The sequence below is a fragment of the Roseomonas sp. OT10 genome, from assembly GCF_020991085.1.
GTDB lineage: Bacteria > Pseudomonadota > Alphaproteobacteria > Acetobacterales > Acetobacteraceae > Roseomonas > Roseomonas cutis.
On record NZ_CP087720.1, the window covers coordinates 29095 to 55858 of the forward strand.

Below are 26764 nucleotides of genomic sequence, written 5' to 3' on the forward strand. Positions count from 1 at the left end.
GGGCGTGGTGGCCGGAACGCGGCGGCAGGTGCTGACCGGAAGCGGTGTGCCCGACGCCGCGAGGTGGCATGGGGCGGGTGGCCAAGGTCTCCCTCGCTCAGGCCACCTGTATCCTTCTCGACAGCCATGAGGGCTCCAAGCCCGGCAGCACGCGGAGTGCGGACGTCCTCCTGCCCGCCGTGACGGCCTTGAGCGCCGGGCAGGGATGAGGCCAGGATCGGGAGCCGTGCGCCGGATCATCCACATCGACATGGACGCCTTCTATGCCTCCGTGGAGCAGCGCGACGATCCGGCGCTGCGCGGCCTGCCGGTGGCGGTGGGCGGCTCGCAGGAGCGTGGCGTGGTGGCCGCGGCGAGCTACGAGGCGCGGCGCTTCGGGGTGCGCTCGGCCATGCCCTCGGTGGTGGCGCGGCGGAAGTGCCCGGAGCTGGTCTTCGTCCGGCCGCGCTTCGACGTCTACCGGGCTGTCTCCGCCGAGATCCGCGAGGTCTTCGCGCGCTACACGCCGGTGATCGAGCCGCTGTCGCTGGACGAGGCCTACCTCGACGTGACGGAGAACCTCCAGGGGATCGGCTCGGCCACCGAGGTCGCGGAGCGCATCCGGGCGGAGATCCGGGCCCGGACTGGCCTGACCGCCTCGGCCGGGGTGTCCTACAACAAGTTCCTGGCCAAGCTGGCCTCGGACCACCGCAAGCCCGACGGGCTGTTCGTGATCACGCCGCGCATGGGGCCGGGCTTCGTCGAGGACCTGCCGGTGGGGCGGTTCCACGGCATCGGCCCGCGGACCGCCGAGCGGATGGAGGCGCTGGGCATCCGCACCGGGCTGGACCTGCGACGGCAGAGCCTGGAGTTCCTGGAGGCGCGGTTCGGCAAGGCCGGGGCCTACTACCACGCCATCAGCCGCGGCCAGGACGAACGGCCGGTGCAGGCGCACCGGGTGCGCAAGTCGGTGGGGGCGGAGACGACCTTCGTGCGGGACCTCTCGGCGTTGGAGGAACTTCAGGCCGCGCTGCGGCCGCTGGCGGCGAAAGTCTGGGCGTATTGCGCGGAGAAGGGAATCCGCGGCCGGACGGTGACGCTGAAGGTGAAGTACGCCGACTTCCGCCAGGTGACGCGGAGCCAGAGCGTGGGGCGGGCAGTGGCGGACCTCGCGATGCTGGAGGCGATGGCGGGAGGGCTGCTGCGGGCGCTGCTGCCGGCCGAGCGGGGCATCCGGCTGCTCGGCGTGACCCTCTCGGCCCTGGAAGGCGCGGGCGAGGCAGCAGAGCCGGCGCAGATGGCGCTGCTGTGACGAAGGCGCGGAACCCACAGCGGGGCCGGATGCCGTCAATCCTTCTCTGCCGACCGGACGTGAGCGTCGTCCCCGCCGAGCACCGTCAGGAAGGCCGCGGGGCGAAGCACCCGGATGCCGCGCCACGGATGCAGGACCAGCAGGTCCTCGTCACCGGACACGATGGCTGTCGCGCCGGCTGCCAGCGCCAGCTCGAGGGTGCGGTTGTCCTTGCCGTCCCGGCAATCCCGAACGGCAACCGTGGGTTCCACCCAGAGGGCTGCCGCGCTCAGCAGCTCGAGGGCCTCGCGCCGACGGTCCTCGGTCAGGATGCGCGCGAACTTTGGCCTTGCGAGGACCTCGGCGATCTCGCGGTAGACCGCCTCCGACAGGGCGACGATCCCTTGTGACCGGGCCAGGATGAGCGCACGCCGGGGCACTCCGCCGGGGCTGAGCGCGGCGGACACCACCGTGTTGGCATCGAAGACCCAGACGTCAGGCACGGCGCTCCGCATTGTAGGCATCGAGCTCCGCCGCGATGTCCTCCTCGGTCAGGCCGCTCGCCTTCGCCTCCTCCGCGGTGCGCTCGAACAGTGCCATCAGCGGATCGTCCGCGCCCGGTCGAACCAGCCTGTCGACCAGGCGCCCCACGGCCTCGCGTCGGCGCGCGTCGGACAGGGCGGCGGCCGTCGCCGGATCGACGGGGATCTCGATCTTTGCCACCTCGTTCACGGCTGGCCTCCACATGGCCCCTGACGGAGCCCTCCTGGGGGCTCCGGGAGCGAAGATGGCCAGTGGCCGTCCCGAGGGCAAGTTCCTCCGGAGGACGAGGCCGGTCAGCGGCGCACGCCGGAATGCTGAGCGCGCTCCCAATGGCGCCATTCCCAGGGCGGCACCCGCTCGGCCTCAGCCAACTTCCAGAGGCCGCGCCGCTCGCGGCGTGCCGCAACCTCCAACGACACCAGGGCGGGATCCTTGGCGTAGTGGGTGTAGATCCAGGCGCCACCGCGGCGGACCATCTCGGCGGAAACATCCACCGAGCCCACGAAGACGCGCCCGACCGTGCGGCCATAGCGGTCCCTGTCCCCGACCTCGACCCGCACCTGACGTTGCCAGATCAATCCGGCGAGTTCCTATCGCGCCCGCTCGCCGTAGGGCTGGCGGTGTTCCGGCGCATCGATCTCGGCCAAGCGAATGCGGATCTGCTGATGGCCGGGGGTCAGCAGCGTGGCGGTATCGCCATCACTGATGCCGACGATGCGGCCATGCAGGTCCTCTGCCAGGATAGGACCAACGAGAGCCAGGAAGATGAACAGGGTGCGGAAGAACATGCCTCTCCCATAGCATTTCGGAGTGAATGGACGATGGACACCCCTGGATGGAAGCGAGGCGGGGGCCGGCGAGCGCCGTTGCAGCCTTGTCATGCGGCCTGCTGCACCAGAAGGCTGAAGACGCCATAAGCCGCGGTGCCGCGTGGGGTCGGGGACCGCAGCATGGTGGATCATGGAAGTCCTGGCCAGGGAGGAAGGGGGGAGCGAAGGGCCGGAGGCCCTGCCACCCTCGGCTGGAGCGGGGCAAGGGTGCGTCGCTGCGCTCCCGCGCGCGGGGCGCGCGCCCTTGCCCCGCCCCCGCCGGGGCGGCGGCGGGTGAGGGTCTTCGAGAAGAAGACCTACAGGAGCCCACTCGTGTCCCACACCGTTCCCGTCGCGCCCGAACCCTCCCTCTCTGTCCCCCGCATCCGCGGCGCCCTGGGCGAGAAGGTGTTACGCAAGAGCCCCGAACTGTTCAATCAATCCCTGCCCACCGTGCTGGCCGAGGTGCTGCAGAACTCCCGACGTGCCGGCGCGACGCGCATGGAGATCGAACTCCTCGGAGGGGAGGGCCACGCCACCCTCGTCGTGCGCGACGATGGTCACGGCATCGCCGATATGGCCCAGCTGGTGACCTTCGGTTCGTCGGACTGGGACGAGCGGACCGACCTGATGGAGAATGCGGCCGGCATGGGCGTGTTCTCGCTGGCCTCGCGCGGTGTCACGGTACGCTCGCGTGGCCGGCGCGTGACACTGAGCCGCGAGGTGTTCTGCGGCGAAGCCGAGGCGGCCGTGCTGCCCGACCCAGGGATGGGCGTGGGCACCGAGCTCCTGTTCCCGGTGAACGAGCGGGCAGTCCCCCAGGTCATCGAGCGGGTGTGCCGCTTCTACCCCCTGCCGGTGACGCTGAACGGGCAGGCCTTGCCACGACGCGACTTCCTCGCCGGCGCGGTGCACGAGGTCGCCTGGCAGGGGCTGCGCCTCGGCGTGTTCCATGCCGTGCCGCCTGCGGTGCGGGGGGTCCACGACGCCCACTGGGGCAGCGAGCGGCACCTCTACCTGAACTTCCACGGTCACGTCGTGCGCTGTGAGGGCGCGGTGACGCTGGCCGAGGTGGATGGCCGGCGCTGGTGCGTGCTGGCCGACGTGGTGAACGCACCGGACCTGCGCCTCGTGCTGCCGGCGCGCCACGAGCCGATCGAGAACGACTTCTTCCGTGCCCTGCGCCAGCGGATGGAGCGGGCGATCCTCGAAGCCGTCGCCGCGAGCGGCCGGCACGCGCTGGCCTATGCCGATTCCCGCCGCGCCGCCGCGCTCGGCATCGTCCTGCCGGAGCCGGCCATCACGCTCCCGGCCTGGCGCATGGGCAGCGAGGAGAGCCGCGGCCGGCTGGACGAGATGCCGCCCGTGCTGCTTGGCCGCGAGTCGGGCGAGGTGCTGCTGGTGCCGGGGCCAACCTACCTGGAGCGCTTCGAGGAGGCGAACCTGCACGCCTTCCTCGCCGCGTGGCCCGGTCACCCCACCGTGGTGGAGGGGCTCGATGCCTACATCGGCTACCCGGCCTACGACGCCCTGCCACGCGTCGTGCGGTTGGAGGCCGAGGTCACCGGGATCGACGGCACGCAGGAAACCTGGCCGTCCGTACCGACGGTGCCGGCACAAGGCCAGCCGGCGCCGGTCGAGGCCGACCATCGGCTGGTGCGTGGCATCCGCGCCCGGCTGCTGCTGCGTCACTCGGCGGATGGACAGGCGGCGGCTTCCGTGATGCGGCATGCCGTGGCGCTGCCGTTCCTGTTCGTCTCCGAGACCGATACCTTCGATTTCCCGGGGACGCTGGTGGCCGAGGGAACCGGCCCGGCCGATCTGGCCGACGCCCTGGTGGACGGCTTCTTCGTGCATAGCGACGACGCCGGGGCCGACAGCTACGAGCGGCAGCTGGAAGGCTACCGGGCCGACGCGATCGACCTCGCCCGTCGCCTGCTGCTGACCGCGGACCAGGCAGCGGTGGCGCGGGTGATGGATGTCCTGCGGGACGCCGGTTGGACCCTGCGCACGCTGCGCGGCGGCCGCATCGAGATCGACATCCCGGCCGAGGGAGACGGCACGATCGCCATCACCGACGCGGCCGGCACCCTGTCCCGGCACGCGCTGTAGCGCCGGTCGCCCGCCGTCCAGATAGCCCGGAAACCGGGATCATGGCGGTTTGGGAAGGGGGAGGATCGAGACAGGAAGCACGGAGGGGAGGAAGCCCTGCCACCCGCGCCGGGAGCGGGGCAAGGGGGTGTCGCTGCGCTCCCGCGCGCGGGGCGCGCGCCCTTGCCCCGCCTCCGTCGGGGCGGCCGGCGGGCTGGGTCTTCGGAATGAAGACGCAGCAGAAGGAACGGGATCGTGGATCTCGCCGATCGCCTCGCCCGCCGCCAGGGACGCCGCGAGGACCTCGCCGCCGTCGCCGGCCTCCTCGTCTTCCTGGCCGCCTTGCTAGCCATCGTGGTCCTGCCGGGCTTCCTGGCGCAGGACGCCTCCACCATCCGCGTGCCGGCCCGGCAGGAGGCAGGACGATGACCGGGACGCACCTATCTTACGCAGCCGAGGTCCTCGCCATCCGGAGCCCGGAAGGCGGCGCGACGGCTGGCCCCGGCGACAACGACCGCCGCCACGCCGAGGCCGGGCGCGTGCCGCCACGCTGCCCCTGGTGCGGCGAGCCGGCTATGCTGGAATTGACCGAGGTCTGGTCCGACCACGCTTTCCTGCTGGATGCCTGCTGCCCCGCAGCTCATGAAGAGGCCTGCGCCGGCATGGCCGACGACCCGGCCTGGGCACGCGCACTGCTGCGCCGCCTCGGTGCCGAAGACCTGCTGGGCCACGGTCTGCGCCGGGTGGCCGATACCGGCTGCGGCCAGTTGCTGCTCGACAGGAATCTCGCGATCCAGCCCATCCGCTTTGCCGCCGCGGCTGATTTCGTCCGCCGGCACCACGTCCACAACCCCGCGCCAGTTGCTTGGCGGTTCGGCGCGGCCATCGCCAACGGGCTTACGTTGCTGGGCGTCGTGATGGTCGGCAATCCGGTCGCGCGTGCCCTCATGGGCCGCGGCATCGTCGAGGTGAACCGCCTGTGCGTCCGCCGCGACGTACCACGCGCCCTTGCCTGGAACGCCTGCTCGCAACTCTACGGCTGGGCGGCGCGGGAGGCCGAGGCTCGCGGCTTCAGTCGCATCATCACCTACACGCGCCAGGACGAGCAGGGTCACTCGCTGATCGCCGCGGGCTGGGAGCGCGAGGCGCGGGTGCGCGGCCGCTCGTGGAACTCGTCTTGCCGGGCGCGGACGGACCACGGCACACCCATCGACCGCTTCCGCTGGTCCCGGCCGCTGCGACCGCGCCGTGCGGCGCCGCGTCCGATCCGCCCGGCGCCGATGACGGCGCTGACCCTGGAGCCTGCCTGAGCCAGCCCATCGGTTCCCGGATTGTCGATCGACAGCCCGATCCGGCACCTGCCTTCCACCCCACCCCGGGAGCCCGCGCCCGCTCGGCCGTTCGCCACGGCCGGTGCGGGCCGCCGCATGCCCGAGAGGAGCCCAGCCATGGCCATCGTCGGCATCGTCCTGACCGCCAACCCCGGCCGCCGTGTCCGACGCTCCGGCTTCAAGGAGATCAGTCTGAGCCTGTCGCGGCCAGCGCCCCGTCGGCACCTCGACGTGCAGGGCCTCGCCGGCATCGCCGAGGCGGTCGCCGCCTTCGGCCACGACGTGCTCGCCGTCAACCCGGGCGTGAGCTTCGACATCTCGGTGAGCATGCGCCAGGGCCGGCGCAAGCCCTGCGGCTTCGACGCCGCCGTGGCGGAGGGTCGCTTCGGAACCGAGGCCTTCCTGCGCGATGACGTGGGCGAGGAGGCGCTGTACCGCGCGCTCACCGACCCCGGCCGGACGATCAGGCGGAGCGGCGCTGGCACCTCGAACGGAGGCTGAAGGCAGCAAGGAGGAGAGGGGAGAAAGACCGGTGCCGCACCCCGTCCCCCGCGGCAAGGGCGAGGGCCTGGCGGCCCGCCGCTGCGCGGCGCCCTTGCCCCGGGGGCGCGGGGCAGCGGCGGCCGTGGAGGTGTTCGGAAAGGAACATCGCCATGGAAATCCGCCGCCTCGCCCCACGGCCGCTCACCGGTCCCTTCACGCCCGTTCCGCGGCCGGACACCACGCCGCCGCCGGCACTGTCCTGCACCCGCTGCGGCGAGGACTTCGGTTCCGACCCCACCCTGCGCGTCGTCTGCCCGGTCTGCGGCGCGCCGGCCGGCCGGCGCTGCCACAGGCCGGCCGAGGGTGGGCTGCACCAGTCCCACCTCGACCGCGCCCGCATCGCCTTGCGGACGGGGTGCATGGGCCGGTGCCCAACCCTGAGCTGGGATGAGCTGCACTGCGTGCCGTTGATGCTGCCCACGGAGACTGCCTTGCCCAGCCGGCGCGTGGCCTGAACGGAGGGCTGCAACCATGATCCGCCGTTTCCTGGACCTGTCCACCGCGCATCTGTCGCCGGCCGACCGGTGCTGTCTGGACACCTCCGCTGCGGACCCCGGCCGGGGTCCGCTGCTGTGCGGGTCCATGTCCCATGGCTGGTTCGTCTACGCCTTCGAGGAGCGCCTGGACGCGCCGAGGATCTCCGACACGCTGTGGGCGCTGATGACCGCGGCCCGCTGGTCAGGTGCCGAGTACCTGCTGTTCGACGGCGACGCCGCCGTGCTGGAGGGCTTTCCGTGCTTCGACTGGGAGGAGAGGCCGCGACCGGACGATGAGGTCGTCGTCGTGGCGGCAGCGGTGCTATGATGGCCGCCATGAGCCAGCCTGCTGCCCAGCCCTGGACGCCGGAGGAGTTCCTCGCCTGGGAGGAGCGTCAGCCGTTGCGCTACGAGTTCGATGGCGTCCAGCCGATCGCCATGACCGGCGGCTCCGCCGCGCATGCGACGGTGCAGACCAATCTCGCCGCGGCGATCGCCCCGAGGCTGCGGGGTGGCCGGTGCCGGTTCTACGGCAGCGACTTCAAGGTCGAGACCATCGAGCCGCACTACCGCTATCCCGACGGCTCCATCGTCTGCCGGCCCGTGTCGCCGACGGCGACCCGGGTCAGCGACCCGGTGACGGTGTTCGAGGTCCTCAGCCCCAGCACCGCCGACGACGACCGCTATGTCAAGGCGCTGGAGTACCAGGCGATCCCCAGCGTCCAGCGCTACGTGATGCTGGAGCAGCACGCGGTCCGCGCGACGGTGCTGGAGCGCAGCGGGGCGAGCTGGATCGTGCATCTGCTGATGCAGGGCTCGATCCTGCGCCTCCCCGAAGCCGGCATCGAGGTGCCGCTGGACGAGCTGTACGAGGGCCTGGACTTCGGCACCGCGAGCACGGAGGAAGCCACGCCCGAAGGCGAATAGGCGGAGGCCGGAGCCCTGTCGGGGATGCGGCCGCCGCCGCAAGGGTACGTCGGCTGACGCCTGCCGCGCGGTCGCGCGCCCTTGCGCCGCCGCCCGATCCTCGAAGGCGTGGCGGCATCGCGAGAGGAGCAAGGGCGATGCGGACCACGATACACAACCTGAGGCGCGAGGCGATACGGCCCGGCGACGTGCGGATCGACCGCCGGACCGGGTTCGGCAACGAGTTCGTGCTGGGGCGCGACGGCTCGCGGGCCGAGGTGATCGCGCAGTTCGAGGCGGCGGAGCGCGCACGGCTGGCCGATCCGGTCATGGGGCCGGCACGGCGCGCCAGGGTGCGTGCGATGCACGGGAAGCGGCTTTTCTGCTGGTGCTCGCCACAGGCCTGCCACGGCGACGTGTACGCGGCGCTGGCGGCCGAGCTGGTGCAGGCCGAGGAGGCCAGCCAGGCACGGGGCAAGCGATAAGCACGGGAAAGCTCGAAATCGGGAAAGGAGGAAACCCAGAAAGCAGGCGAGACGGAGAGCGGGAGAGCGGGATTGGAGGTGGTTCCGCACCGGGATAGCCGCCGCAAGGGTCCGTCGCTGCGCTCCCGCGCTTCGCGCGCCCTTGCCCCGGCCACCCCGGGTGCGGGGGCCGGGGAGGTGTTCCGAGAGAATGGAAGGGAACACCGATGGGCCATCCCCGCCGCCAGTCCGCCGAGCGCACGACGCCGCGTGACCACTACGCCGAGATCACCGACCGGGTGATCGCCGCCCTGGAGGCGGGAACGCTGCCCTGGCGGCGCCCCTGGGACCAGGACAAGGCCGGTGCCGGCCCGCTGTCGCCGCGCAACGCCGTCACCGGCCGACGCTACCGGGGCGCCAACGTGCTGGTCCTCGGCATGAGCGGCTTCGGCTTCGGCGGCGCGGATCCGCGCTGGCTCACCTACCGGCAAGCCGAGGCCAAGGGTTGGCAGGTCCGCCACGGCGAGCGCGGCACGACGGTGTTCTTCTTCCGCAGGCTGACGATCCGCGACGGCGAGGCCGTGCCGGATGCCGGTGGGGACGGCGACGGCAGCACGCGTACCGTGCCGCTCCTCAGGGCTTTCACCGTCTTTCACGCCAGCCAGGTCGAGGGGATCCCGGACTTCGCGGCGCCGTCGCCGGAGGAGGCCGCCTGGCGCACGCCCGAGGCGGTCGAGACGATCATCCGCAACAGCGGCGTGGTGTTCCGCGAAGGCGGCGACCGCGCCTTCTACAGCACGTCGACGGACCATGTGCAGATGCCGCCGCGTGTGGCTTTCGCATCGCCCGAGAGCTTCGCCGCCACGGCCATGCATGAGTTGGCGCATGCTTCCGGCGCCAGGCACCGCCTCGACCGCGACCTGACGGGTCGCTTCGGCAGCCACGCCTACGCGCAGGAGGAACTGCGCGCCGAACTCGCGAGCGCGTTCATCGGTGCGGAGCTGGGGTTGCCCTGCGACATCCCGAACCACGCCAGCTACGTGGCCTCCTGGCTGCGGACATTGAAGCAGGACAAGCGCGAGATCTTCCGTGCCGCGGCCGATGCGCAGCGTATCGCCGACTACCTGCTCGCCTTCCATCCCGAGCAGGCCCGGCGACTATCGGAGGAGGCGATCGACGACACGGCCGGTCACGCGGCATGAGCGCCACCCCGCAGTCGCGCGAGGTCGGGGATCACCCCGATCTCGTCTCCTACGACCACATCGTCCTGTTTACCTCCGGCGGCAAGGATTCGACGGCCTGCCTGCTGCACCTGCTGGAGTGCGGCGTGGACCCGGCGCGCATTGAGCTGCACCACCACGAGGTGGACGGCGGCGGGTCGGCCTTCATGGACTGGCCAGTGACGGGCGCCTACGTGGCGGCGCAGGCGGCAGCCTTCGGCCTGCCACTGTACCGCTCCTGGCGCGCGGGCGGCTTCGAGCGCGAGATGCTGCGCCAGGAGGCCCCTACGGCGCCAATCCTGTTCGAAACACCCGACGGGGTGCGGCAGACCGGCGGCGCCGGCCCGCGCGGCACCCGGCTGCTGTTCCCCCAGGTCTCGGCGGACCTGTCGGTCCGCTGGTGCTCGGCCGCGCTCAAGATCGGCGTCGGCGCCGCATCCATCACCGGACAGGACCGCTTCCTCGGCCGCCGCACCCTGGTGGTGACCGGCGAGCGGGCGCAGGAGAGCGCGGCGCGGGCGCGCTACGCGTCCTTCGAGCCGCACCGCACCGACACGCGCGACGGCTCGCGCCGGCCGCGCCACGTCGACCACTGGCGGCCTGTCCACGGCTGGGACGAGGGCCGGGTGTGGGATGCGCTGCAGCGCCACGGCGTGCGGCCACACCCAGCCTACGAACTCGGCTGGTCGCGCCTGTCCTGCATGGCCTGCATCTTCGGCTCGGCGGCGCAGTGGGCCACCATCCGGCTGATCGCGCCGGCGCTGTTCGAGCGCATCGCAGCCTACGAGGAGCGCTTCGGCCGTACCATCCAGCGCGCCCGCTCGATCCGCGCCCTGGCCGACCATGGCCGGCCCTATCCGGACGTCCTCGCCCGTCCCGACCTCGTGGCGCTCGCTTTGGGCGAAACCTGGGACCTGCCGATCTTGGGCATGCCCTCGGCCTGGATGCTCCCGGCGGGCGCCTTCGGCGAGACCGCCGGTCCGACCTGACAGCCTTCCTCTCGGCCATCTGTCGGAGGCTCGCGCACCCATTCCTGGAATTAGCCATGCCCCGCAAACGGCCGCCCACCGCCGAGGATCACCGTCGCGCGCTGCGCCCCCAATCCGAGGCGACCGAAGCTTACCGGCTGATGCTCACGACGATGCACGAGGGACGTCGGAGCGTCCAGTCCGACCTGTTCACCTGATTTCGGGAAAGACCGAAAGCCAGAAGACGGGAGAGGTGAGCAACGGCAGGAGCAAGGAAGCCCCTGCCACCGCGGCCCGGCGCGCGGCAAGGGTGAAGTCGCTCCGCTCCCGCCGCTGCGCGGCGCCCTTGCCCCGCCCCGAACCGGGCGGCCGGCGTGGAGGGGTCACGAGGACGAAGATGGATCGGGACAGGGGATGATCCCCACCCCGGCCTGACCCTCGACCGGCGCCCGCACGGCGTCGCCCCCACCAGAGTCCCCACCACCAGCTTCGCGTTTCGCGCACCCGGCAGTCCCCCTTGGGCTGCCGGGCGCTCGCGCGTGCGCGCACGGGAACCCCGCGCCATGGCCAAGACCGCCCCCGCCTCCGCCCAGCTGAGCCTGTTCGACACCACCGCGCTGACCTCGCCCTTCGAGCTGTTTGGAGGGGGCAACGGCAGCCTGCTGCCCGCCCTGGACGGGGACGACGAGGAGGACGATGCGGCCGAGGCGCCGGTCGCCCCGGCCATCCCGCGCGTGGTGGCCCGCGACTTCCGCCTCGCCGGCGATCGCGGCCTCGCGGCCGGCTGGAAGGCCCGCGCGGCCGACAACCTGGCAGCCATCCGCCTGCTGCAGCGGATCGAGGGCGAGACCCGGCCGGCCACGGCCGAGGAGCAGGCGACCCTGGCCCGCTTCGTCGGCTACGGCGCCGGTGATCTCGCCAACCCCCTATTCCGCCGCCCCGGCGAGGCGTGGCGCGAGGGCTGGGCTGAGCAGGGCGACGGGCTGGAGCAGGCCGTGTCGGCCACCGAGCTGGCCAGCCTGAGCCGCTGCACCCAGTACGCCCACTTCACGCCGGAGTACGTGGTGCGCGCCGTGTGGGCCGGGCTGACCCGCATGGGCTTCCAGCGCGGCTCGATCCTGGAGCCGGGCTGCGGCACCGGTCAGTTCCTGGCCCTTCGTCCTGAGGGGATCGAGGACTGCTCAGCCGTCACCGGCATCGAGATGGACCCGATCACCGCCCGCATCGCGGCGCTGCTGTATCCCAAAGCGTGGATCCGCAACGAGGACTTCACCCGCGCCAAGCTGGCCGAAGCCTTCGACCTCGCCGTCGGCAACCCGCCTTTCTCCGACCGCACGGTGCGGGCCGACGACGCGGCCGGCCGGCTCGGCCTGAAGCTGCACGACTACTTCATCGCCCGCGCCGTGGAGCGCCTGAAGCCCGGCGGCCTCGCCGCCTTCGTCACCTCGCACGGCACCATGGACAAGGTGGACCCGAAGGCGCGCGAGCACATCGCCGGCATGGCCGACCTGGTGGGCGCCATCCGCCTGCCGGCCAGCGCCTTCGCCGCCGCCGCCGGCACCGACGTGGTGGTGGACGTGCTGTTCCTGCAGCGCCGCGAGCGCAACGCCGCCGCGAACGGGGTGGAGTGGGCCCACCTGGAGGAGGTGGTGCCGGCGGAGGACGGCGAGGCGGCGATCCACGTCAACGCCTACTTCGCGGCGCACCCGGAGATGGTACTCGGGCGGCACGGCTGGACCAGCAGCCAGTTCGGCCTGACCTACGACTGCGCCCGCGACGGCCGCGACCTAGAGGGAGCGCTTGCCGAGGCCACCGCTCGCCTGCCCGAGGGCATCCACCAGGCCCCGCACGCCGCCACGGCGCCGGTCCGGGTGGCCAAGCCGACCCTGCTGGTCGGCACCGCCGCCGAGGGCGCCACGGTCAAGGAGGGCTCCTACCTGCTGGGCGACAACGGCGCCCTGCTGCAGGTGGTGGACGGCCGCGCCGAGGAGGTGGCGGTGAAGTCGGGCAAGGGCACCGTCGGCCTGTTCGCCAAGCACGCGCGTATCATCCGCGGCCTGATCCCGGTGCGCGACGCCGTGCGCGAGGTGATCCGCGCCCAGGAGCACGACGAGCCCTTCGGCGCCGCCCAGGTGCGGCTGCGTGCCGCCTACGGCGCCTTCGTGCGAGGCTTCGGCCCGATCAATCTGACCAATGTCTCGACCTCGACGGACGAGGCCACGGGGGAGGTGAGGGAGAGCGTGCGCCGCCCGAACCTGCAGCCCTTCCTGGACGACCCGGACAGCTGGCTGGTGTCGTCGATCGAGGAGTACGACCTCGAGACCGGCGAGGCGACCAAGGGCCCGATCTTCACCGACCGGGTGATCCACGCCCCCGCCGAGCCGGTGATCGTTTCGGCCGCCGATGCCCTGGCGGTGACGCTGGCCGAGCGGGCCGTGGTGGACCTCGACCGCATCGGCGAGCTGATCGGCCGGGACCGCGCCACGGTGCTGGCCGAGCTCGGCGCCACCGTGTTTCTCGCTCCCGGCCTGACCACGGAGGGCTTCGAGGCTTGGCAGACCGCCGACGAGTACCTGTCCGGCCATGTCCGCCGCAAGCTGGCCGCCGCCAGGGCCGCGGCGGTGCTGGACGAGCGCTACGCCCGCAACGTGGCCGCCCTGGAGCGGGTGCAGCCCGAGGACCTGCGGCCCTCCGACATCACCGCCCGCCTCGGAGCGCCGTGGATCCCGGCCAGCGACATCGCCGACTTCATCCGCGAGGTGATGGGGGTGACCACGATGGTGCGGCACACCGTGGAGGTGGCGCACTGGAGCATCGACATCGGCCGCTTCGCCGGCGAGGCCTCGGCCACCTCGGAATGGGGCACCCACCGCCGCCACGCCGGGGAGCTCCTTGATGATGCACTCAACGCATCAATTCCTCAGATCTGGGACACCTGGCGCGACGAGAACGGCACCGAGCGGCGTGAGATCAACGCCCAGGAAACCGAGGCGGCCAAGGACAAACTGGCCAAGATCAAGGGCGCCTTCGAGCGCTGGGTATGGACCGACAGCGACCGCGCCGAGCGGCTGGTGCGCCTGTACAACGACGCCTTCAACAGCCTCGTGCCGCGGCACTTCTCCGGCGAGCACCTGCAACTGCCCGGCGCCTCCTCGGTGATCCAGCTGCGCGCCCACCAGAAGCGCGTCATCTGGCGCATCGTCGCCTCCGGCCAGACCTACATCGCCCACGCCGTGGGTGCGGGGAAGACCTTCACCATCGCCGCGGCGATCATGGAGCAGAAGCGCCTGGGCCTGATCGGCAAGGCCATGCTGACCGTGCCGGGCCACTGCCTGGCGCAGGCCTCGCGCGAGTTCCTGCAGCTCTACCCGGGCGCCCGCATCCTGGTGGCCGACGAGACCAACTTCACCAAGGACAAGCGTGGCCGCTTCCTGGCCCGGGCGGCCACGGCGCACTGGGACTGCATCATCATCACCCACTCGGCCTTCAAGTTCATCGCCACCCCGGCCGAGTTCGAGCGCGGCCTCGTGCAGGCCCAACTGGACGCCTACTCCGCCCTGCTGGAGCGGCTCGACGGCGACGACCGCATCGCGCGCAAGCGCATCGAGCGCATGAAGGAGGGCATGCAGGAGAAGCTGGAGGGCCTGTCGACCAGCAAAGACGACATGCTGACCATCGCCGAAATCGGCGTCGATCAGGTGATCGCCGACGAGGCGCAGGAGTTCCGCAAGCTGAGCTTCGCCACCAACATGGGTGCCCTGAAGGGCATCGCACTGGACGGCTCGCAGCGCGCCTGGGACCTGTTCGTCAAGTCGCGCTTCGTGGCCACCGTGAACCCCGGCCGGGCCCTGATCCTCGCTTCCGGCACGCCAATCACCAACACGCTGGGCGAGATGTTCACGCTGCAGCGCTACATGCAGCCCGAGATGCTGGAGGAGCGCGGCATTCAGGAGTTCGACGCCTGGGCCTCCAACTTCGGCGACACCCGCACCGAGTTGGAGCTGCAGCCATCCGGCAACTACAAACCGGTCACGCGCTTCTCGGAATTCGTCAACGTCGCCGACCTGATCGCCATGTTCCGCACCGTCGCGGACGTGGTGCTGAAGGACGACCTCCGGCAGTACCTGAAGCTGCCGACCATCACGGGCGGCAAGCGCCAGATCATCACCGCCCCGGCGAGCCCGGCCTTCAAGTCCTACCAGCGTACCCTGGCGGCGCGGATCAAGGCGATCGAGGAGCGTAAGGGCAAGCCCGAGAAGGGACAGGACATCCTGCTGTCCGTCATCACCGACGGCCGGCACGCCGCCATCGACCTGCGCTTCGTGGTGCCCGAGCAGGACAACGAGCCCGAGAACAAGCTCAACCTGCTCATCGACAACGCTTTCCGCATCTGGTCAGAGACCCGCGACCGGCGTTTTCGCAAGCCGGATGGCTCGCCGCACCCGGTGCCCGGCGCCACCCAGATGATCTTCTCGGACCTGGGAACCGAGGGAGCACTGGCGACGCGTGGCTTCTCGGCCTACCGCTGGATCCGTGAGGGGCTGATCGCGCGCGGCGTGCCGGCCGAGCGCATCGCCTTCATGCAGGACTTCAAGAAGTCCGAGGCCAAGCAGTCGCTGTTCAACGCCATGAACAACGGCCAGATGGACTTCCTGCTCGGCTCGTCGGCCACCATGGGCACGGGGGTTAACGCCCAGCGCCGGCTGGTGGCGCTGCACCACCTCGACGTGCCCTGGCTGCCGTCCGAGATCGAGCAGCGCGAGGGGCGCATCGAGCGCCAGGGTAACCAGAACGAGGAGATCGGCCTCTACGCCTACGCCACGCTGGGCTCGATGGACGCGCAGATGTGGCAGAACAACGAGCGCAAGGCGCGCTTCATCGCCGCGGCGCTGGGCGGAGACCGCTCGATCCGCCGGCTGGAGGACATCGGCTCCCAAGCGAACCAGTTCGCTATGGCCAAGGCTATCGCCTCCGGCGACCCGCGCCTGATGCGGAAGGCCGGGCTGGAGGCGGAGCTGGCGCGGCTGGACCGCCTGCGGGCGGCGCACTTCGATGACCAGCACGCCGTGCGGCGGCGGGTGGCCGAGGCGCGCTCGACCATCGTGCGGGCCACGCAGGCGATCGCCGACACTCAGACGGACCTAGCGCAGCGCGTCTCAACCCGGGGTGACGACTTCCGCATGCAGGTGGAGGATCGCACCTTTGACGAGCGCAAACCGGCCGGCGCCGCGCTGCTGAAGGTCATCCGCACCGTGCAATTCGAGGGCCGCAAGGGTGACTGGGACCTCGGCCAGATCGGCGGCTTCCCGCTGAAGCTGGAGGCCCGCCGCTACCGCCAGGGCGCCGACCTGGAGATCCACCTACTGCTCACCCGCGCCGGCGGCGAGCACGAGGTGCGGGTTGAGGACGACCTCACCGCAATAGGGCTGGTGTCGCGGCTGGAATACGACCTCGGGCGTTTCGAGGCGGAACTGGCCGAGTACCGTCGCAAGCTGACGGAGGCCGAGCGGCAGTTGCCGGCCTACGAGGCACGGCTCGGCGAAGGATTCGAGTTCCAGGCCGAGCTCGACGCCAAGCGCGCCGAGATGGCCGAGCTGGAAGCCTCCCTGGCCCTGACCGGGAAGGAGGATGCACTCCCCGCCGCGGCCTGACGCGTCGGCAAAAAGAAGGGCGGCGCCCCACGGTGCCGCCCGAGTTTAGGGAGGAAACGTCCAAGAAAGGCAGCATCGGCAAGCCGGATGCTGCGCTGCACAAGGTTAGCTCGGGATAGGCGGATGACAAGTTAATTTGTGCAACGCAGCATAAAGGTTTGGGGGAGAAGGGACGGGGAGGGGAGAAGCGGTCGCACCCGGACGGGCCCCGGCACCGCTTCGCTCCACGGCCGCCTGCGCAGCCCGGCCCTGCTAGGCCGCAGCCCGCTGCGCAGGCCGCGTCCCGCGCCGGGGCAGGGCCGCTCGTCCGCCGTGGTGCCGGCGCCCGTCCGGTCGCTGCCGGGGAGGGGTCAACCCAGGAGTGGGGAGACAGGAACCTCTGCGGGAAGCCCGACCATGAAGCTCATCGAGATCGACCCCAGGAAGCTGCGCGACAACCCCGAGAACCCCCGCCGCACTACGGCCGGGCCGGAGGCCGACGCCCTGCTGCTGGCCAACGTCCAGGCGGTTGGCATCCTGCAGCCGCCCACCGCGCGCGAGCGCGACGGCGAGGTGGTGCTGATCGCCGGGCACCGTCGCCGCGACGTGGCGATCAAGGCCAAGCTGAAGAGCATCCACGTCCTCATCCGCGAGGATGGCGACGACGCCGTGGCCGGGGCCGACGGGGTGCGCGCCTTCGCCGAGAACATGGTCCGCGCCAACATGAACCCGGTGGATCAGTGGCGCGCGGTCGAGGCTCTGGTCAGTGAGGACTGGACGCCGGAGGCCATTTCCACCGCGATGAATATGTCGGTGCGCCGAGTGAACGTGCTGCGCCACATGACGCACATCCTGCCGGCCATGCTGACGCAGATGGCCCGCGGCGACATGCCCACCGAGCAGCAGCTGCGCACCATCGGCCTTGCCTCGGCCGAGGAGCAGGCCTCGGTGTGGAAGTCGCAGAAGCCGAAGCGGAACGAGCGCGCCAACTGGCACATGATCTCGCACGGGCTCGACAAGCGCCGGGTCTCCTTCACCCTCGCGAAGTTCGGCGCGGCCGAGACGGAAGCGTTCGGCATCGTCTGGGAGGACGATCTGTTCGCCCCGGGCGACACCGATCCGCGCTTCACCACCCAGGCCGACGCCTTTCTGCAGGCGCAGCGGTCCTGGCTGGAGGCCAACCTGCCCGAGGGTGGGGTCATGGTGGGGATGGATGAGTACCACCGCCCGCAGCTCCCGCCCCGGGCGCAGCAGCTCTACTCGTCCAGGCCCGGCCCGAACGACACGGTGGGCTACTACGTCAACCACCGCACCTTCGAGGTGGACACCGTCCTGTTCCGGATGCCCGAGCCGGTCCAGCGCCGCGCCTCCACGGGCGGTGGGACCGGCGAGGACTACTTGGCGCCCAAGGCCGTGCGGCCCGACCTCACCCAGAAGGGCGAGGCCATGATAGGCGACCTTCGCACCGAGGCGTTGCACGCCGCCTTCGCCGAGGCCGAGATCTCGGACCACGCGCTGATCGGCCTACTGGTGCTTGCCCTGGCCGGCAAGAACGTCAGCGTCCGCTCCGGAGCCCATAGCAACGACGTCGGCAGCGGCGAGCGCAGCGGGCTGGCGGCCTCGATCACCGAGGGCGGCGTGTTGGCGACCGACCCGGCCACGCTACGCACCGCCGCGCGCGGCATGCTTCGGCAAGCGCTGTCCTGCCGGGTGGGCTTCTCCTCCTCCGGCACCGTCGCCCGCGTCGCCGGTATCACCGTGGACGCCGACGCATACCTGCCGACCACGGCCACCGAGGAGTTCCTCGGCAACCTTAGCAAGGCGGCGATCGAGCGCACCGCCACCGCGACCAGCGTGCTGCCGCGCCCCACCGGCAAGGCCACCCGTGCGGCTATCGTCGAGCACCTGAAGGGGCGGACCTTCCTGCACCCACTGGTGCGGTTCGACTTCACCGACGAGGAGCGGCGCCAGGCGGAGACGGAGCGCGCCCGCGAGGCTGAAGTGACCGTCCTGCGACGCGGCGGCCATGCCGCGGACGAGGACGATGCCGGGGATGCGGAGGGGATCGAGAACCCCGAGCACCTGCTCGACGGCGACGAAGAGGGCCCGGACACCGACATCATGCCGCCGCCCAGCGAGGCCGGGGCGCCCGCAGCGCACGCCGTTTGATCGACGAGGCCCGGCCGGAAGGCCGGGCTCCGCCTCTCCAGATCACCCTCCCCGAGGACATCATTTCATGGCCTTCACCGCCGTCGCCGCGCGTGGCTCGGCCGACGAGCCGTTCCAGCTCGTCGGCAAGGAACCGATCCACCACACTCCGGACGCCCGCGACACCCACGACCGCCTGTTCAAGTACGCTGGGGGGCATCTCGGCTTCTACGGCTTCCTGCGCGTGGCCAACGCCCGCATCTCCGAGCTCGGCCGTCTCGACCGACGCGAGGCCGCTGCCCTGATCGGTGTTGCACCTGTCAACCGAGATTCCGGGCAGATGCGCGGACACAGGGCGATCACAGGCGGTAGGACCACGGTTCGAAATGTCCTCTACATGGCAACACTGACTGCCATCCGATGGAACCCCGTCCTCACCGCCTCCGTCGACCGCAGAGATGGAGACCTGTGACCTCAATGCCGATCTCAGGGGCGTAATCCACACCGTCGGGATGTTCTACGGCGGCATCGGGGCGGGTAGCGTCCGCGGAGGTGGTGGAAATTCCGGCGCTGGCCGGGGTGTAGGGCTTGGGTGGCCATCGGCCCGGGCGGTCTAGGGTGGAGTTGCGAAGCTCCCACCCCCTGACCGTTGAGGAACCGATGACCGAGGAGAGACTGCCACTGGCTGACCTGCTGGCGAAAGCCGGGGACGGCGACTTCCTGCGTAGCGTGGCCGAGGCAGTGCTGCAGCTGCTGATGGAGGCGGACGTGGAGGGCCTGATCGGGGCGGGGCGGCACGAACGCAGCGGCGAGCGGCTGAACTACCGCAACGGCTTCCGGGATCGCCCGCTGGACACCCGGCTGGGGTCGCTGCAGCTGCGCATCCCCAAGCTTCGCCAGGGCAGCTACTTCCCACCGTTCCTGGAGCCCCGGAAAACCTCCGAGAAGGCGCTGGTCGCCGTGATCCAGGAAGCCTGGATCGGCGGCGTCTCGACGCGGCGGGTGGACGAGCTGGTGCAGGCGATGGGGCTGACGGGGATCGGCAAGAGCACCGTCAGCAAGCTGTGCAAGGACATCGACGAGCGTGTCTCGGCCTTCCTTGACCGGCCGCTGTCGGGCGAGTGGCCCTATCTCTGGCTGGACGCCACCTACCTGCGCCAGCGCGAGGGCGGGCGCATCGTCTCGGTGGCCGCCATAATCGCCGTGGCCTGCGATGCCGAGGGGCGGCGGGAGATCGTCGGCCTGCACATCGGCCCCTCGGAAGCCGAGACCTTCTGGGCAGCCTTCCTCAAGAGCCTGGTCAAGCGCGGCCTGCGGGGCGTGAAGCTGGTCGTTTCCGACGCCCATGAAGGGCTGAAGGCGGCGATCGCCCGCGTCTTCGGGGCGACGTGGCAACGCTGCCGCGTTCACTGGATGCGGAACGCGCTGGCCCATGTCGGCAAGGCGCAGCAGTCCATGGCCGCGGCCGCGCTGCGCCAGGCCTTCCTGCAGCCCGATCAGGCCGCCGCCCGACAAACCTGGCGGCACGTCGCCGACCAGCTCCGCCCCCGCTGGCCCAAGCTCGGCAAGCTGATGGACGACAGCGAGGACGACGTGCTCGCCTACATGACGTTCCCGGCGCAGCACCGAACCAAGCTGTACTCGACGAACCCGCTGGAGCGATTGAACAAGGAAGTAAAGCGCCGCGCCGACGTCGTCGGCATCTTTCCCTCGGAAGCCTCGATCATCCGCCTGATCGGTGCCGTCCTGCTCGAGGCCAACGACGAGTGGCAGATGCAGCACCGCTACATGGGCGTCGAGGCCATGGGCGAGATGCTCAACCCAGCACCCACCAATGAGACCCTGCAACTTCCACCCAAGGCTGCCTGACCCGTGGCCACCTCAAGCCCACCACCAATTTCCACCACGTTGACGGACGCTACCTCGGGGCGGTGATGGCGCTCGTCGGCATGGGCGCCCTCTTCTTCTTGGCGCGCGCCCTGCGTCAACTGTGGCCACCGTCCGCCGGAGGGGAGCAATCCAGGTAGACGGAGGATCAGAGATGAAGGCGTGAGTAGGGAGCGCCCTGCCGCGTCCGTCCGCCGGCCGCAAGGGTGCGTCGCTGCGCTCCCTCGCTCCGCTCGCCCTTGCCCCCGGCGGCCTGAGACGCGGCCACGGGGCAGGGGTCAGGGACGAGAGGACCGGAACAGACGGTTCGTCCCCGGCGCACCGCATCCCCTACGGGAGTTGACCCCCATGAGCACCCTGGTTGAGCGCGCCCTGCGCTCGGCGGCCGAGGATCTCGGCCTATCGCCGGATGGCTGGAGCCCAATCGAGGGCTATCCTGGCACTGGGCACGCCTTTCGCCACCACGACAAGCCTTCCCTCGTGATCGAGACCAGCACCGACGAGCACTCGTGGTCATGGACGGTCGGGAACTCGGGCGGCGGGCCGCGCCTTAAGCCTCCCTCGGCGGGCACCCAGCGCTGGGCCTGTGTCCACGGCCTGCAGGTGCGGGAATGCGTGGACGAGCGTGCCGCCCTGCTCGATGCCCTGGCCATCGCCGGCGACGTCCTCATGGAGGCCCGCGCCTGCTCGACGGTCATGCTGCACACCCGGTTGGAAACGCTGAGCTGCCGCCGTGGGGTGGATGTATTCGTCGCGGCGGTGCGGTACGTCGAGGTGACGGCCGAGGAGCCCACAGAGCCGCTCCGGCTGAGCTGGGACTACCGCGGCGCGGTGCCGAATGGCGATGACGTCGCCGGCCAGGTGATCGCCGCTGACGAAGCAGCAGCCCAGGAACTGGCCGAACAGCGCCACCCCGGCCTGGATCTCATCTCCCTGGAGCCCCGCCTCGCCGGGCTCCGGCCCCTGCCGGTGACCCCAGCCAGGATCGCCCTCGAGCGGTCGTTGCCCGGCCCGCGCATCGCGCGCGACGTGCCGATCACCGTCCCGGCCTGATCCTGGGGCACTGCGGCGCCCCGCCCCACACCCCGATCCATTCACCGACGTCGCGCGCGGCAGGGCTCAGGCCCTGCCGTTCGCGTTTCTGGAGCCCCACGCCATGATCTCCGAGCACGGCCACGCCACCATCCTGCACGCCCACCTCTTCGCCGGCCTCGGTGGGGGCGCCCGCGGCTTCAACCGCGCCACCTCGCGGGTGGGCAACCTGTCCGCCAGCTTCCGCTGCATCGGCGGCATCGACGTCGACGCCGCGGCGATCCGCGACTTCGGTCGTCTGGCCGGCGTGCCCGGTACCTGCATGGACCTGTTCGACCGAGAGCAGTACCGCGACTTCCACGGCCAGGAGCCGCCCGCCGGCTGGCGCGAGGCCACCGTGGACGACGTGCGCGCGGCCTTCGGCCACGAGCGCCCGAACGTCCTGTTCACCTCCCCGCCTTGCAAAGGCTTCTCCGGCCTGCTCTCGGAGACCAAGAGCAAGACCAAGAAGTACCAGGCGCTGAACCGCCTGACGCTGCGCGGCATCTGGCTGGCGCTGGAAGCCTATCGCGACGACCCGGTGGAGCTGATCCTTCTGGAGAACGTGCCGCGCATTGCCTCGCGCGGGCGCGCCTTGCTCGACCAGATCACCGGCCTGCTGCGCGCCTACGGCTACGCCGTGGCCGAGACTACGCACGACTGCGGTGAGTTGGGCGGGCTGGCGCAGAGCCGCAAGCGCTTCCTTCTGGTGGCCCGGCACGCCGCCAAGGTGAAGCCGTTCTTGTACGAGCCGCCGAAGCGGTCGCTGCACGGGGTGGGTGACGTGCTGTCGCGCATGCCCCTGCCGGGTGACTCGAAGGCGGGGCCGATGCACCGGGTGCCGATGCTGCACTGGGCGACGTGGGTACGCCTCGCCTTCGTCGAGGCCGGCAGCGACTGGCGCTCGCTGGGCAAGCTGGCCGTGGAGGACGGGCTGCTGCGCGACTACGCCCTCGCCCCCTGCGCCGAGTGGCGCGGCGGCGTGCTCGGTGTGAACCGCTGGGAGGAGCCGGCTGGCACCGTGGCGGGCCGTTCCGGCCCGTCCAACGGCGCCTACAGCGTCGCCGACCCCCGCCGCGCCGACGGCGTGGCCGCCTTCGGGCAGTACGGCGTGAAGCGCTTCGACCAGCCCTCCCAGGTAGTAATCGGCAAGGCCGCGGTCGGGGCCGGCAGCTTCGCCGTGGCCGATCCCCGGCACACGGGTCCACTTAAGCACTCAAACGAGTATCGCATCGTACCCTGGGACGGCGCCGGGCGGGCCGTGACCGGTGCCCACGGCACCGGGCAGTGTGTGGCCGACCCCCGCGGCGAAGTGCGCCGCTCCGGCGCCCTGGGTGTGGTGCCGTGGGACGCCACCTCCGGCACCGTGGCCGGCGAGAGCCTGCCGTCCAACGGCACCTTCGCCGTCGCCGACCCGCGGCCGCGCCTGGAGCGCGAGAATGGCGACGACTACTATGGCGCCGGGCATTACGGCGTGGTGCCGTGGCAGCAATCCACGGGCGCGGTCAGCGCGGCGGCCGGCTACGACAACGGCCGCTGGAGCGTCGCCGACCCCCGCCCGACGCTGCCAGGGGCCTCGGACCGGGTGGTGGCCCGCATCCGGGCGCTGGACGGGACATGGCATCGTCCCTTCACCACGGCCGAACTGTGTGCCCTGCAGTCACTGGTCGACCCGGAGGAGCAGGCCGAACTGGATGGGCTGAGCGACGCCGACTGGCGCGAGCGGATCGGCAACGCCGTGCCGCCCGACGCCGCCCAGGCCATCGCGGAAACCATGGGCCAGACGCTGCTGCTGGCTTGGTCGGGGGAGGGCTTCATGCTCTCGACCCTGCCAATCTGGGTGCGGCCGGTAGCCGTGGCGCTGTCCGTGCGCCAGCCGCAGGACGCCGCCTGATGCGACCGCGCCCCACCCTGGCAGCCCGTCCCCGCCGTTTCTGGCAGACCATCCTGCACCGCTTCGCGGGCAGGGCCGCGCCGAGGATGCGCTTTCGGCAGCCAGACTGCCGCGTCCGTGCGACAATCCGGACCAGGCGATGGAGAAGGAAACAGGCATGGCAGGCTGGCAGATCAGCGTCACGACGCAGACACTTGAGGAGTGGAACCGCGACCTCGACCGGGACACCATCCTGGCGACCTGGACTACCGGCGCCTCCGGGATCCACCCATTCGAGGATCTACTGAAAACCGGCGACGCGGTGCTGCTCGAGTCCAGTGGCTATCCCAGGAGCTACAGCGCCGACGCCCGCCACATCCTTCCGGTGGTGCGAGCGGTCCCCGATCAGGCCGCCGCCGCGATCATGGAAGCCTGGTACGTCACCATGCGTCCCTCGGTTATCGACGCTTGTTCGCCGGACCAGCGACTGACCATCGTCGCCTGGGACCAGAGCTAAGCGCCGCGCACAGGTGGCTGATTAGCCACCGGCCGAGCGGATCTTGCCGAGATCTAGCACGCCCTTGGCGCCCCAGCCCTTTGCTCCTGCCGGCACCTCCGGCCGAAAGTGCTCGTACAGCCGGAAGCCGACCCGGTTCAGTTCCTCCGGCTCCATCGAGGCCGCTAGCTCCTCCATCGCCTGCCTAACGGCAGCAAGATCCTCTCCGAGAGCCCGCTCGACGTAACCCGCCGCCGCCTTCGGCGAGGCCGGCTTGTCATGATCAAGCGCACGTAGCGCCCCTTTCTCCTCGACCACCGGCACGTCGCGGCCGAGCAGATGCACGACCTTACGCCGCTGCTTGCTCTCACCCTGCTTGCGCGCCTCGTCGCGGAGATCACCGCCCTCGTGCGTGTCCTCGGCGATGCCTATGACCTTGGCCTTCACGCGGGCGCTGGAGCCGGCCACAGCCCGACCCAGCGTAATCGCCGCGTCTTGGTCGTGTCCGAGCCGCTCGGCCACCACCGCGGCCCACAGCGTCAGCACCGGCGCCCGGTTCACCTTGATCGCCTTTCCGTCCTTGGCCTCGGTCATCGGTTCCCATTCCATCCGTGCTGCCCCTCCAACGGGTCACGGACCGGCCGGGATGCGCGGTGCCGGGCGATGCCACCTCGGCCATCGGCCGAGCCGGCGCCTCGCGGCCTCTGGGGCAGAGCAGCCACCATGAAGATCGAGCTTCGTAAAGTCTCCTACAGCGCCGCCCTGAGCGAGGAGACGAGCAACTTCCACGCCGACATCTGGATCGACGGTAAGAAGGAGGGTTACGCCCAGAACCACGGAACTGGTGGCGGCACGAATGTACAGCCCAACACCTTGCGCGTGCGCCTGGATGCCTACGGAAAAACCCTGCCGGAGGTGGACATCGGCACACCCACGGGTGGACCACCGCGCATGATTGTCCAGGACGCCGAGTGGATCGTAGATGACCTGCTCACCGTATGGATCGTGCGGCGCGACCTGAAGCGTTCGCTCAGGAACCGCGCCCTCTACACCCACGCAGAGAAGCCAGGAATTTTCCAGAGCAAGGTGCTGACAGCCGATCAGCTGAAGCAGGTTCTGGAATCGGAAGACGTGAGAACGAAGTGGAAGGTGAAGGCGTGGCTCAACACCATGCCGGAAGAACAGGCCATCGCGGTCTACCGCGATGAGGCGGCCTGACCTGAGCGGATATGGCAACATCGTGCCTGGTCGACTTCGCTGCCGAGCATTGTCGTGCGGTGGCCGCAAAGGGACGAGAAGATAAGAAAGCTGCCGCGCCTCGCCGGCCGCCGCAAGGGACGGCGGCTAGCGCCGCCCGCGCGAAGCCGCGCGCCCTTGCCCCGTCCGCCGCCGACGCGCCCGCCGTGAGGGGTTCAAAGAAACCCTTACGGAGGCCCGAACACCATGGCTGTAGCCAGCTTTCAGAACCCGCCTCTGCGCGCGGAAGACTTCACCGCCACCAGGTTCGATGACGACGCGGCCAAGGCTGCCTTCGGCAACCAGCTGCTCGCGTTCATCGCCGAGGACTTTCCGCGCAAGCGCTTCACGCTGAGGTTCTATCGCGTGTTGTGCCAACACTTCGGCATGATCGCGCACTACGACGTGCACGGGTTCTGGACGGAGTATTTCACCTCCACCACTGACAAGCTGCGCTTCCTTGAAGAGCTGACCGCCCACCCGTGCTGGGGCGATCCGGCCTTCACCTTCTCCGACCTGGAGCGCGCGGTGATCGCGCGGCTTCGCTCGGCCGGGCTGGTCGCCCGCCTCCGCTCCACCCTCGCGCGCGAGACCGAGGCTGGTGAGCGCGCCCTGCTAAACCGCCTGCAGGCACGCTACCAGCCCGAAAAGCTGCCGGTTGCCGAGCTGTCCCGCCCGCGTGCCGCGGATTGGGCCACCGACCAGCCGTCGCTGTTCTGACCATCATGCCGGAGTTCCTGCTCGGCCTGCCGCATCTCGCGGCCGGGCCACTCCTCGCTGCAGCCCGGCGCCTGCAAACGCCGGTGCTGCTCAGCGCCAATGCTTTCTCGGTCTGGTGCTCAAATCGCCTCGGCATTCGCGACTGGGTGAGCTTCGACCACCGGCCGCTGCGGCGTCTAGCCGGGCTCGACACCGCCCTGGACTCTGCCGGCTTCGTGGCGATGGCCCGCTACGGCTTCTATCCTTGGACCGTAGCTGCCTACATCGAGCTGGCGGCCGCCGCGCCCTGGCGCTGGTTCTCCGCCATGGACCTCTGCGTCGAGCCGGAGATCGCTCGCGACGACGCCGAGGTATTGGACCGCATCGCCGGCACGGTGCGGCTCTACCTGCGTTGCCTCCGCGAGGCGGAGGACCGCGGCATCGCGGACCGGCTCGCCCCCGTGGTGCAGGGCTGGCGCCCTGACCATTACCTTCGCTGCCTAGACCGCCTGCCGGGCGTCGAGGGTGTTCCAGTGCTCGGCGTGGGCAGCGTCTGCCGTCGCCAAGTCGGCGGTGCTGACGGGGTGCTGCGCGTGGTCGACACCCTGGATCGGGCGCTCGGGAATGCCCCGGCGAGGCTTCATCTCTACGGGGTGAAGTCTGAGGCCATGCACGCCCTGCGGGACCACCCGCGCGTGGCCTCGGTGGACAGCCAGGCCTACGGGCAAACCGCGCGGCGGGCTGCCTTCCTTGCCGGGCGGAGCAAGACCGACGCCTTCCTGGCCCGGCACATGGTGGTCTTCCAGCGCCGTCAGGTGGCCCTGCTGGCGGAGCCGGGGCAGGGGGCACGCTCGCCCTTCTTCCCGGTTGCCCTGCCAGAGTCCCCGGCGGATCCGATCGAGGCCCGGGTCGCCGCGGCGGCCGACGAACTGCGGGCGCTGCACGAGGAGGGTGAGGTGGACCGGAGCGATCTCGGTCCGCTGGCCGCCTTCCACTGGGCCTTCATGGACGACCTGCCCGAACCGGAGGCGGCGGCCGACGCCGCCTGATCGCGGGGAGGGAGGAGGAGAAAAGGGGACGGGGAGGGGAGAAAGCCCGGAAGA

26 protein-coding genes and 1 pseudogene are annotated in these 26764 nt (G+C 70.8%); 22 read left to right on the plus strand and 5 right to left on the minus strand.

Features of this window, described 5'->3' with window-relative positions; all coding sequences use genetic code 11:
* Positions 1-205 precede the first annotated feature (205 nt).
* Positions 206-1291 carry a DNA polymerase IV gene (gene dinB, locus LPC08_RS24430; protein WP_230453289.1) on the plus strand — a complete coding sequence of 362 codons (1086 nt, stop codon included), beginning with the start codon at positions 206-208 and terminating at the stop codon, positions 1289-1291.
* A gap of 35 nt (positions 1292-1326) precedes the next feature.
* Here dinB and LPC08_RS24435 read toward each other — a convergent pair whose 3' ends face one another.
* The 4 genes from LPC08_RS24435 to LPC08_RS24450 form a co-directional block, all read right to left on the minus strand.
* Positions 1327-1773, minus strand: a complete 447-nt coding sequence (locus LPC08_RS24435; RefSeq protein WP_230453290.1) for a putative toxin-antitoxin system toxin component, PIN family — start codon at positions 1771-1773, stop codon at positions 1327-1329.
* Entirely contained in the window at positions 1766-2002 is a 237-nt protein-coding gene (locus tag LPC08_RS24440) for a hypothetical protein (RefSeq protein ID WP_230453291.1), read from the minus strand. The genes LPC08_RS24435 and LPC08_RS24440 overlap by 8 nt, the downstream gene beginning before the upstream one ends.
* Before the next feature lie 104 nt (positions 2003-2106).
* Positions 2107-2391 carry a thermonuclease family protein gene (locus tag LPC08_RS24445; protein WP_230453292.1) on the minus strand — a complete coding sequence of 95 codons (285 nt, stop codon included), beginning with the start codon at positions 2389-2391 and terminating at the stop codon, positions 2107-2109.
* A 12-nt stretch (positions 2392-2403) separates the two neighbouring features.
* Positions 2404-2601 carry a thermonuclease family protein gene (locus LPC08_RS24450; protein ID WP_230453293.1) on the minus strand — a complete coding sequence of 66 codons (198 nt, stop codon included), beginning with the start codon at positions 2599-2601 and terminating at the stop codon, positions 2404-2406.
* 354 nt (positions 2602-2955) lie between these two features.
* On the opposite strand from LPC08_RS24450, the gene LPC08_RS24455 reads away from it, so the two are divergent.
* The 18 genes and pseudogenes from LPC08_RS24455 to LPC08_RS24540 all read left to right on the plus strand — a co-directional run bounded on the left by LPC08_RS24455 (position 2956) and on the right by LPC08_RS24540 (position 23747).
* On the plus strand, positions 2956-4734 hold the full coding sequence (locus tag LPC08_RS24455) for an ATP-binding protein (protein ID WP_230453294.1): 1779 nt from the start codon (positions 2956-2958) through the stop codon (positions 4732-4734).
* A 234-nt stretch (positions 4735-4968) separates the two neighbouring features.
* The gene (locus LPC08_RS24460; protein WP_230453295.1) at positions 4969-5142 is read left to right on the plus strand and encodes a hypothetical protein; all 174 of its coding nucleotides are present in this window, start codon (positions 4969-4971) and stop codon (positions 5140-5142) included.
* On the plus strand, positions 5139-6023 hold the full coding sequence (locus LPC08_RS24465; protein WP_230453296.1) for an XF1762 family protein: 885 nt from the start codon (positions 5139-5141) through the stop codon (positions 6021-6023). Before LPC08_RS24460 ends, LPC08_RS24465 begins: the two co-directional genes overlap by 4 nt.
* Positions 6024-6161: 138 nt before the next feature.
* The gene (locus tag LPC08_RS24470) at positions 6162-6545 is read left to right on the plus strand and encodes a hypothetical protein (RefSeq protein ID WP_230453297.1); all 384 of its coding nucleotides are present in this window, start codon (positions 6162-6164) and stop codon (positions 6543-6545) included.
* Between the two features lie 152 nt (positions 6546-6697).
* Positions 6698-7042, plus strand: coding sequence for a hypothetical protein (locus LPC08_RS24475; protein WP_230453298.1), 345 nt, complete (start codon positions 6698-6700; stop codon positions 7040-7042).
* A gap of 16 nt (positions 7043-7058) precedes the next feature.
* Entirely contained in the window at positions 7059-7391 is a 333-nt protein-coding gene (locus LPC08_RS24480) for a DUF5983 family protein (RefSeq protein ID WP_230453299.1), read from the plus strand.
* 8 nt (positions 7392-7399) lie between these two features.
* On the plus strand, positions 7400-7990 hold the full coding sequence (locus LPC08_RS24485; RefSeq protein WP_230453300.1) for a Uma2 family endonuclease: 591 nt from the start codon (positions 7400-7402) through the stop codon (positions 7988-7990).
* A gap of 137 nt (positions 7991-8127) precedes the next feature.
* Complete coding sequence (locus LPC08_RS24490) at positions 8128-8454, plus strand: DUF4326 domain-containing protein (RefSeq protein WP_230453301.1); 327 nt, start codon at positions 8128-8130, stop codon at positions 8452-8454.
* Positions 8455-8660: 206 nt separating this feature from the next.
* Positions 8661-9635, plus strand: coding sequence for an ArdC family protein (locus LPC08_RS24495; protein WP_230453302.1), 975 nt, complete (start codon positions 8661-8663; stop codon positions 9633-9635).
* Positions 9632-10642 (plus strand): phosphoadenosine phosphosulfate reductase domain-containing protein, encoded by a 1011-nt coding sequence (locus LPC08_RS24500; protein ID WP_230453303.1) that lies wholly within the window; start codon positions 9632-9634, stop codon positions 10640-10642. Before LPC08_RS24495 ends, LPC08_RS24500 begins: the two co-directional genes overlap by 4 nt.
* 56 nt (positions 10643-10698) lie before the next feature.
* Positions 10699-10839, plus strand: coding sequence for a hypothetical protein (locus tag LPC08_RS24505; RefSeq protein WP_230453304.1), 141 nt, complete (start codon positions 10699-10701; stop codon positions 10837-10839).
* A gap of 345 nt (positions 10840-11184) precedes the next feature.
* Positions 11185-16272 carry a helicase-like domain-containing protein gene (locus LPC08_RS24510; protein WP_230453305.1) on the plus strand — a complete coding sequence of 1696 codons (5088 nt, stop codon included), beginning with the start codon at positions 11185-11187 and terminating at the stop codon, positions 16270-16272.
* A 396-nt stretch (positions 16273-16668) separates the two neighbouring features.
* The gene (locus LPC08_RS24515) at positions 16669-18420 is read left to right on the plus strand and encodes a ParB N-terminal domain-containing protein (protein ID WP_230453306.1); all 1752 of its coding nucleotides are present in this window, start codon (positions 16669-16671) and stop codon (positions 18418-18420) included.
* A gap of 232 nt (positions 18421-18652) precedes the next feature.
* A pseudogene (locus LPC08_RS24520) lies at positions 18653-18853 on the plus strand (transposase); the annotation flags it as partial.
* A 206-nt stretch (positions 18854-19059) separates the two neighbouring features.
* Entirely contained in the window at positions 19060-20268 is a 1209-nt protein-coding gene (locus LPC08_RS24525; RefSeq protein ID WP_230453307.1) for an IS256 family transposase, read from the plus strand.
* Between the two features lie 366 nt (positions 20269-20634).
* On the plus strand, positions 20635-21339 hold the full coding sequence (locus tag LPC08_RS24530; RefSeq protein ID WP_230453308.1) for a hypothetical protein: 705 nt from the start codon (positions 20635-20637) through the stop codon (positions 21337-21339).
* Between the two features lie 103 nt (positions 21340-21442).
* Positions 21443-23251 carry a DNA cytosine methyltransferase gene (locus LPC08_RS24535; RefSeq protein ID WP_230453309.1) on the plus strand — a complete coding sequence of 603 codons (1809 nt, stop codon included), beginning with the start codon at positions 21443-21445 and terminating at the stop codon, positions 23249-23251.
* A gap of 157 nt (positions 23252-23408) precedes the next feature.
* Complete coding sequence (locus LPC08_RS24540; protein WP_230453310.1) at positions 23409-23747, plus strand: hypothetical protein; 339 nt, start codon at positions 23409-23411, stop codon at positions 23745-23747.
* A gap of 21 nt (positions 23748-23768) precedes the next feature.
* Here LPC08_RS24540 and LPC08_RS24545 read toward each other — a convergent pair whose 3' ends face one another.
* Positions 23769-24320 (minus strand): hypothetical protein, encoded by a 552-nt coding sequence (locus LPC08_RS24545; protein ID WP_230453311.1) that lies wholly within the window; start codon positions 24318-24320, stop codon positions 23769-23771.
* A gap of 129 nt (positions 24321-24449) precedes the next feature.
* Between LPC08_RS24545 and LPC08_RS24550 the strand changes: the two genes are divergently transcribed.
* The 3 genes from LPC08_RS24550 to LPC08_RS24560 all read left to right on the plus strand — a co-directional run bounded on the left by LPC08_RS24550 (position 24450) and on the right by LPC08_RS24560 (position 26710).
* On the plus strand, positions 24450-24944 hold the full coding sequence (locus tag LPC08_RS24550; RefSeq protein ID WP_230453312.1) for a hypothetical protein: 495 nt from the start codon (positions 24450-24452) through the stop codon (positions 24942-24944).
* A gap of 225 nt (positions 24945-25169) precedes the next feature.
* Positions 25170-25682 carry a hypothetical protein gene (locus LPC08_RS24555; protein ID WP_230453313.1) on the plus strand — a complete coding sequence of 171 codons (513 nt, stop codon included), beginning with the start codon at positions 25170-25172 and terminating at the stop codon, positions 25680-25682.
* Positions 25683-25687: 5 nt separating this feature from the next.
* On the plus strand, positions 25688-26710 hold the full coding sequence (locus tag LPC08_RS24560; protein WP_230453314.1) for a deazapurine DNA modification protein DpdA family protein: 1023 nt from the start codon (positions 25688-25690) through the stop codon (positions 26708-26710).
* Positions 26711-26764 lie beyond the last annotated feature (54 nt).

Coding starts and splice junctions, on each gene's coding strand:
- LPC08_RS24500 (WP_230453303.1), top strand. CDS start 9,632: ATGAGCGCCACCCCGCAGTCGCGCGAGGTCGGGGATCACCCCGATCTC.
- LPC08_RS24495 (WP_230453302.1), top strand. CDS start 8,661: ATGGGCCATCCCCGCCGCCAGTCCGCCGAGCGCACGACGCCGCGTGAC.
- LPC08_RS24485 (WP_230453300.1), top strand. CDS start 7,400: ATGAGCCAGCCTGCTGCCCAGCCCTGGACGCCGGAGGAGTTCCTCGCC.
- LPC08_RS24545 (WP_230453311.1), bottom strand. CDS start 24,320: ATGACCGAGGCCAAGGACGGAAAGGCGATCAAGGTGAACCGGGCGCCG.
- LPC08_RS24540 (WP_230453310.1), top strand. CDS start 23,409: ATGGCAGGCTGGCAGATCAGCGTCACGACGCAGACACTTGAGGAGTGG.
- LPC08_RS24535 (WP_230453309.1), top strand. CDS start 21,443: ATGATCTCCGAGCACGGCCACGCCACCATCCTGCACGCCCACCTCTTC.
- LPC08_RS24525 (WP_230453307.1), top strand. CDS start 19,060: ATGACCGAGGAGAGACTGCCACTGGCTGACCTGCTGGCGAAAGCCGGG.
- LPC08_RS24555 (WP_230453313.1), top strand. CDS start 25,170: ATGGCTGTAGCCAGCTTTCAGAACCCGCCTCTGCGCGCGGAAGACTTC.
- LPC08_RS24465 (WP_230453296.1), top strand. CDS start 5,139: ATGACCGGGACGCACCTATCTTACGCAGCCGAGGTCCTCGCCATCCGG.
- dinB (WP_230453289.1), top strand. CDS start 206: ATGAGGCCAGGATCGGGAGCCGTGCGCCGGATCATCCACATCGACATG.
- LPC08_RS24510 (WP_230453305.1), top strand. CDS start 11,185: ATGGCCAAGACCGCCCCCGCCTCCGCCCAGCTGAGCCTGTTCGACACC.
- LPC08_RS24505 (WP_230453304.1), top strand. CDS start 10,699: ATGCCCCGCAAACGGCCGCCCACCGCCGAGGATCACCGTCGCGCGCTG.
- LPC08_RS24550 (WP_230453312.1), top strand. CDS start 24,450: ATGAAGATCGAGCTTCGTAAAGTCTCCTACAGCGCCGCCCTGAGCGAG.
- LPC08_RS24515 (WP_230453306.1), top strand. CDS start 16,669: ATGAAGCTCATCGAGATCGACCCCAGGAAGCTGCGCGACAACCCCGAG.
- LPC08_RS24560 (WP_230453314.1), top strand. CDS start 25,688: ATGCCGGAGTTCCTGCTCGGCCTGCCGCATCTCGCGGCCGGGCCACTC.
- LPC08_RS24450 (WP_230453293.1), bottom strand. CDS start 2,601: ATGTTCTTCCGCACCCTGTTCATCTTCCTGGCTCTCGTTGGTCCTATC.
- LPC08_RS24475 (WP_230453298.1), top strand. CDS start 6,698: ATGGAAATCCGCCGCCTCGCCCCACGGCCGCTCACCGGTCCCTTCACG.
- LPC08_RS24480 (WP_230453299.1), top strand. CDS start 7,059: ATGATCCGCCGTTTCCTGGACCTGTCCACCGCGCATCTGTCGCCGGCC.
- LPC08_RS24530 (WP_230453308.1), top strand. CDS start 20,635: ATGAGCACCCTGGTTGAGCGCGCCCTGCGCTCGGCGGCCGAGGATCTC.
- LPC08_RS24490 (WP_230453301.1), top strand. CDS start 8,128: ATGCGGACCACGATACACAACCTGAGGCGCGAGGCGATACGGCCCGGC.
- LPC08_RS24470 (WP_230453297.1), top strand. CDS start 6,162: ATGGCCATCGTCGGCATCGTCCTGACCGCCAACCCCGGCCGCCGTGTC.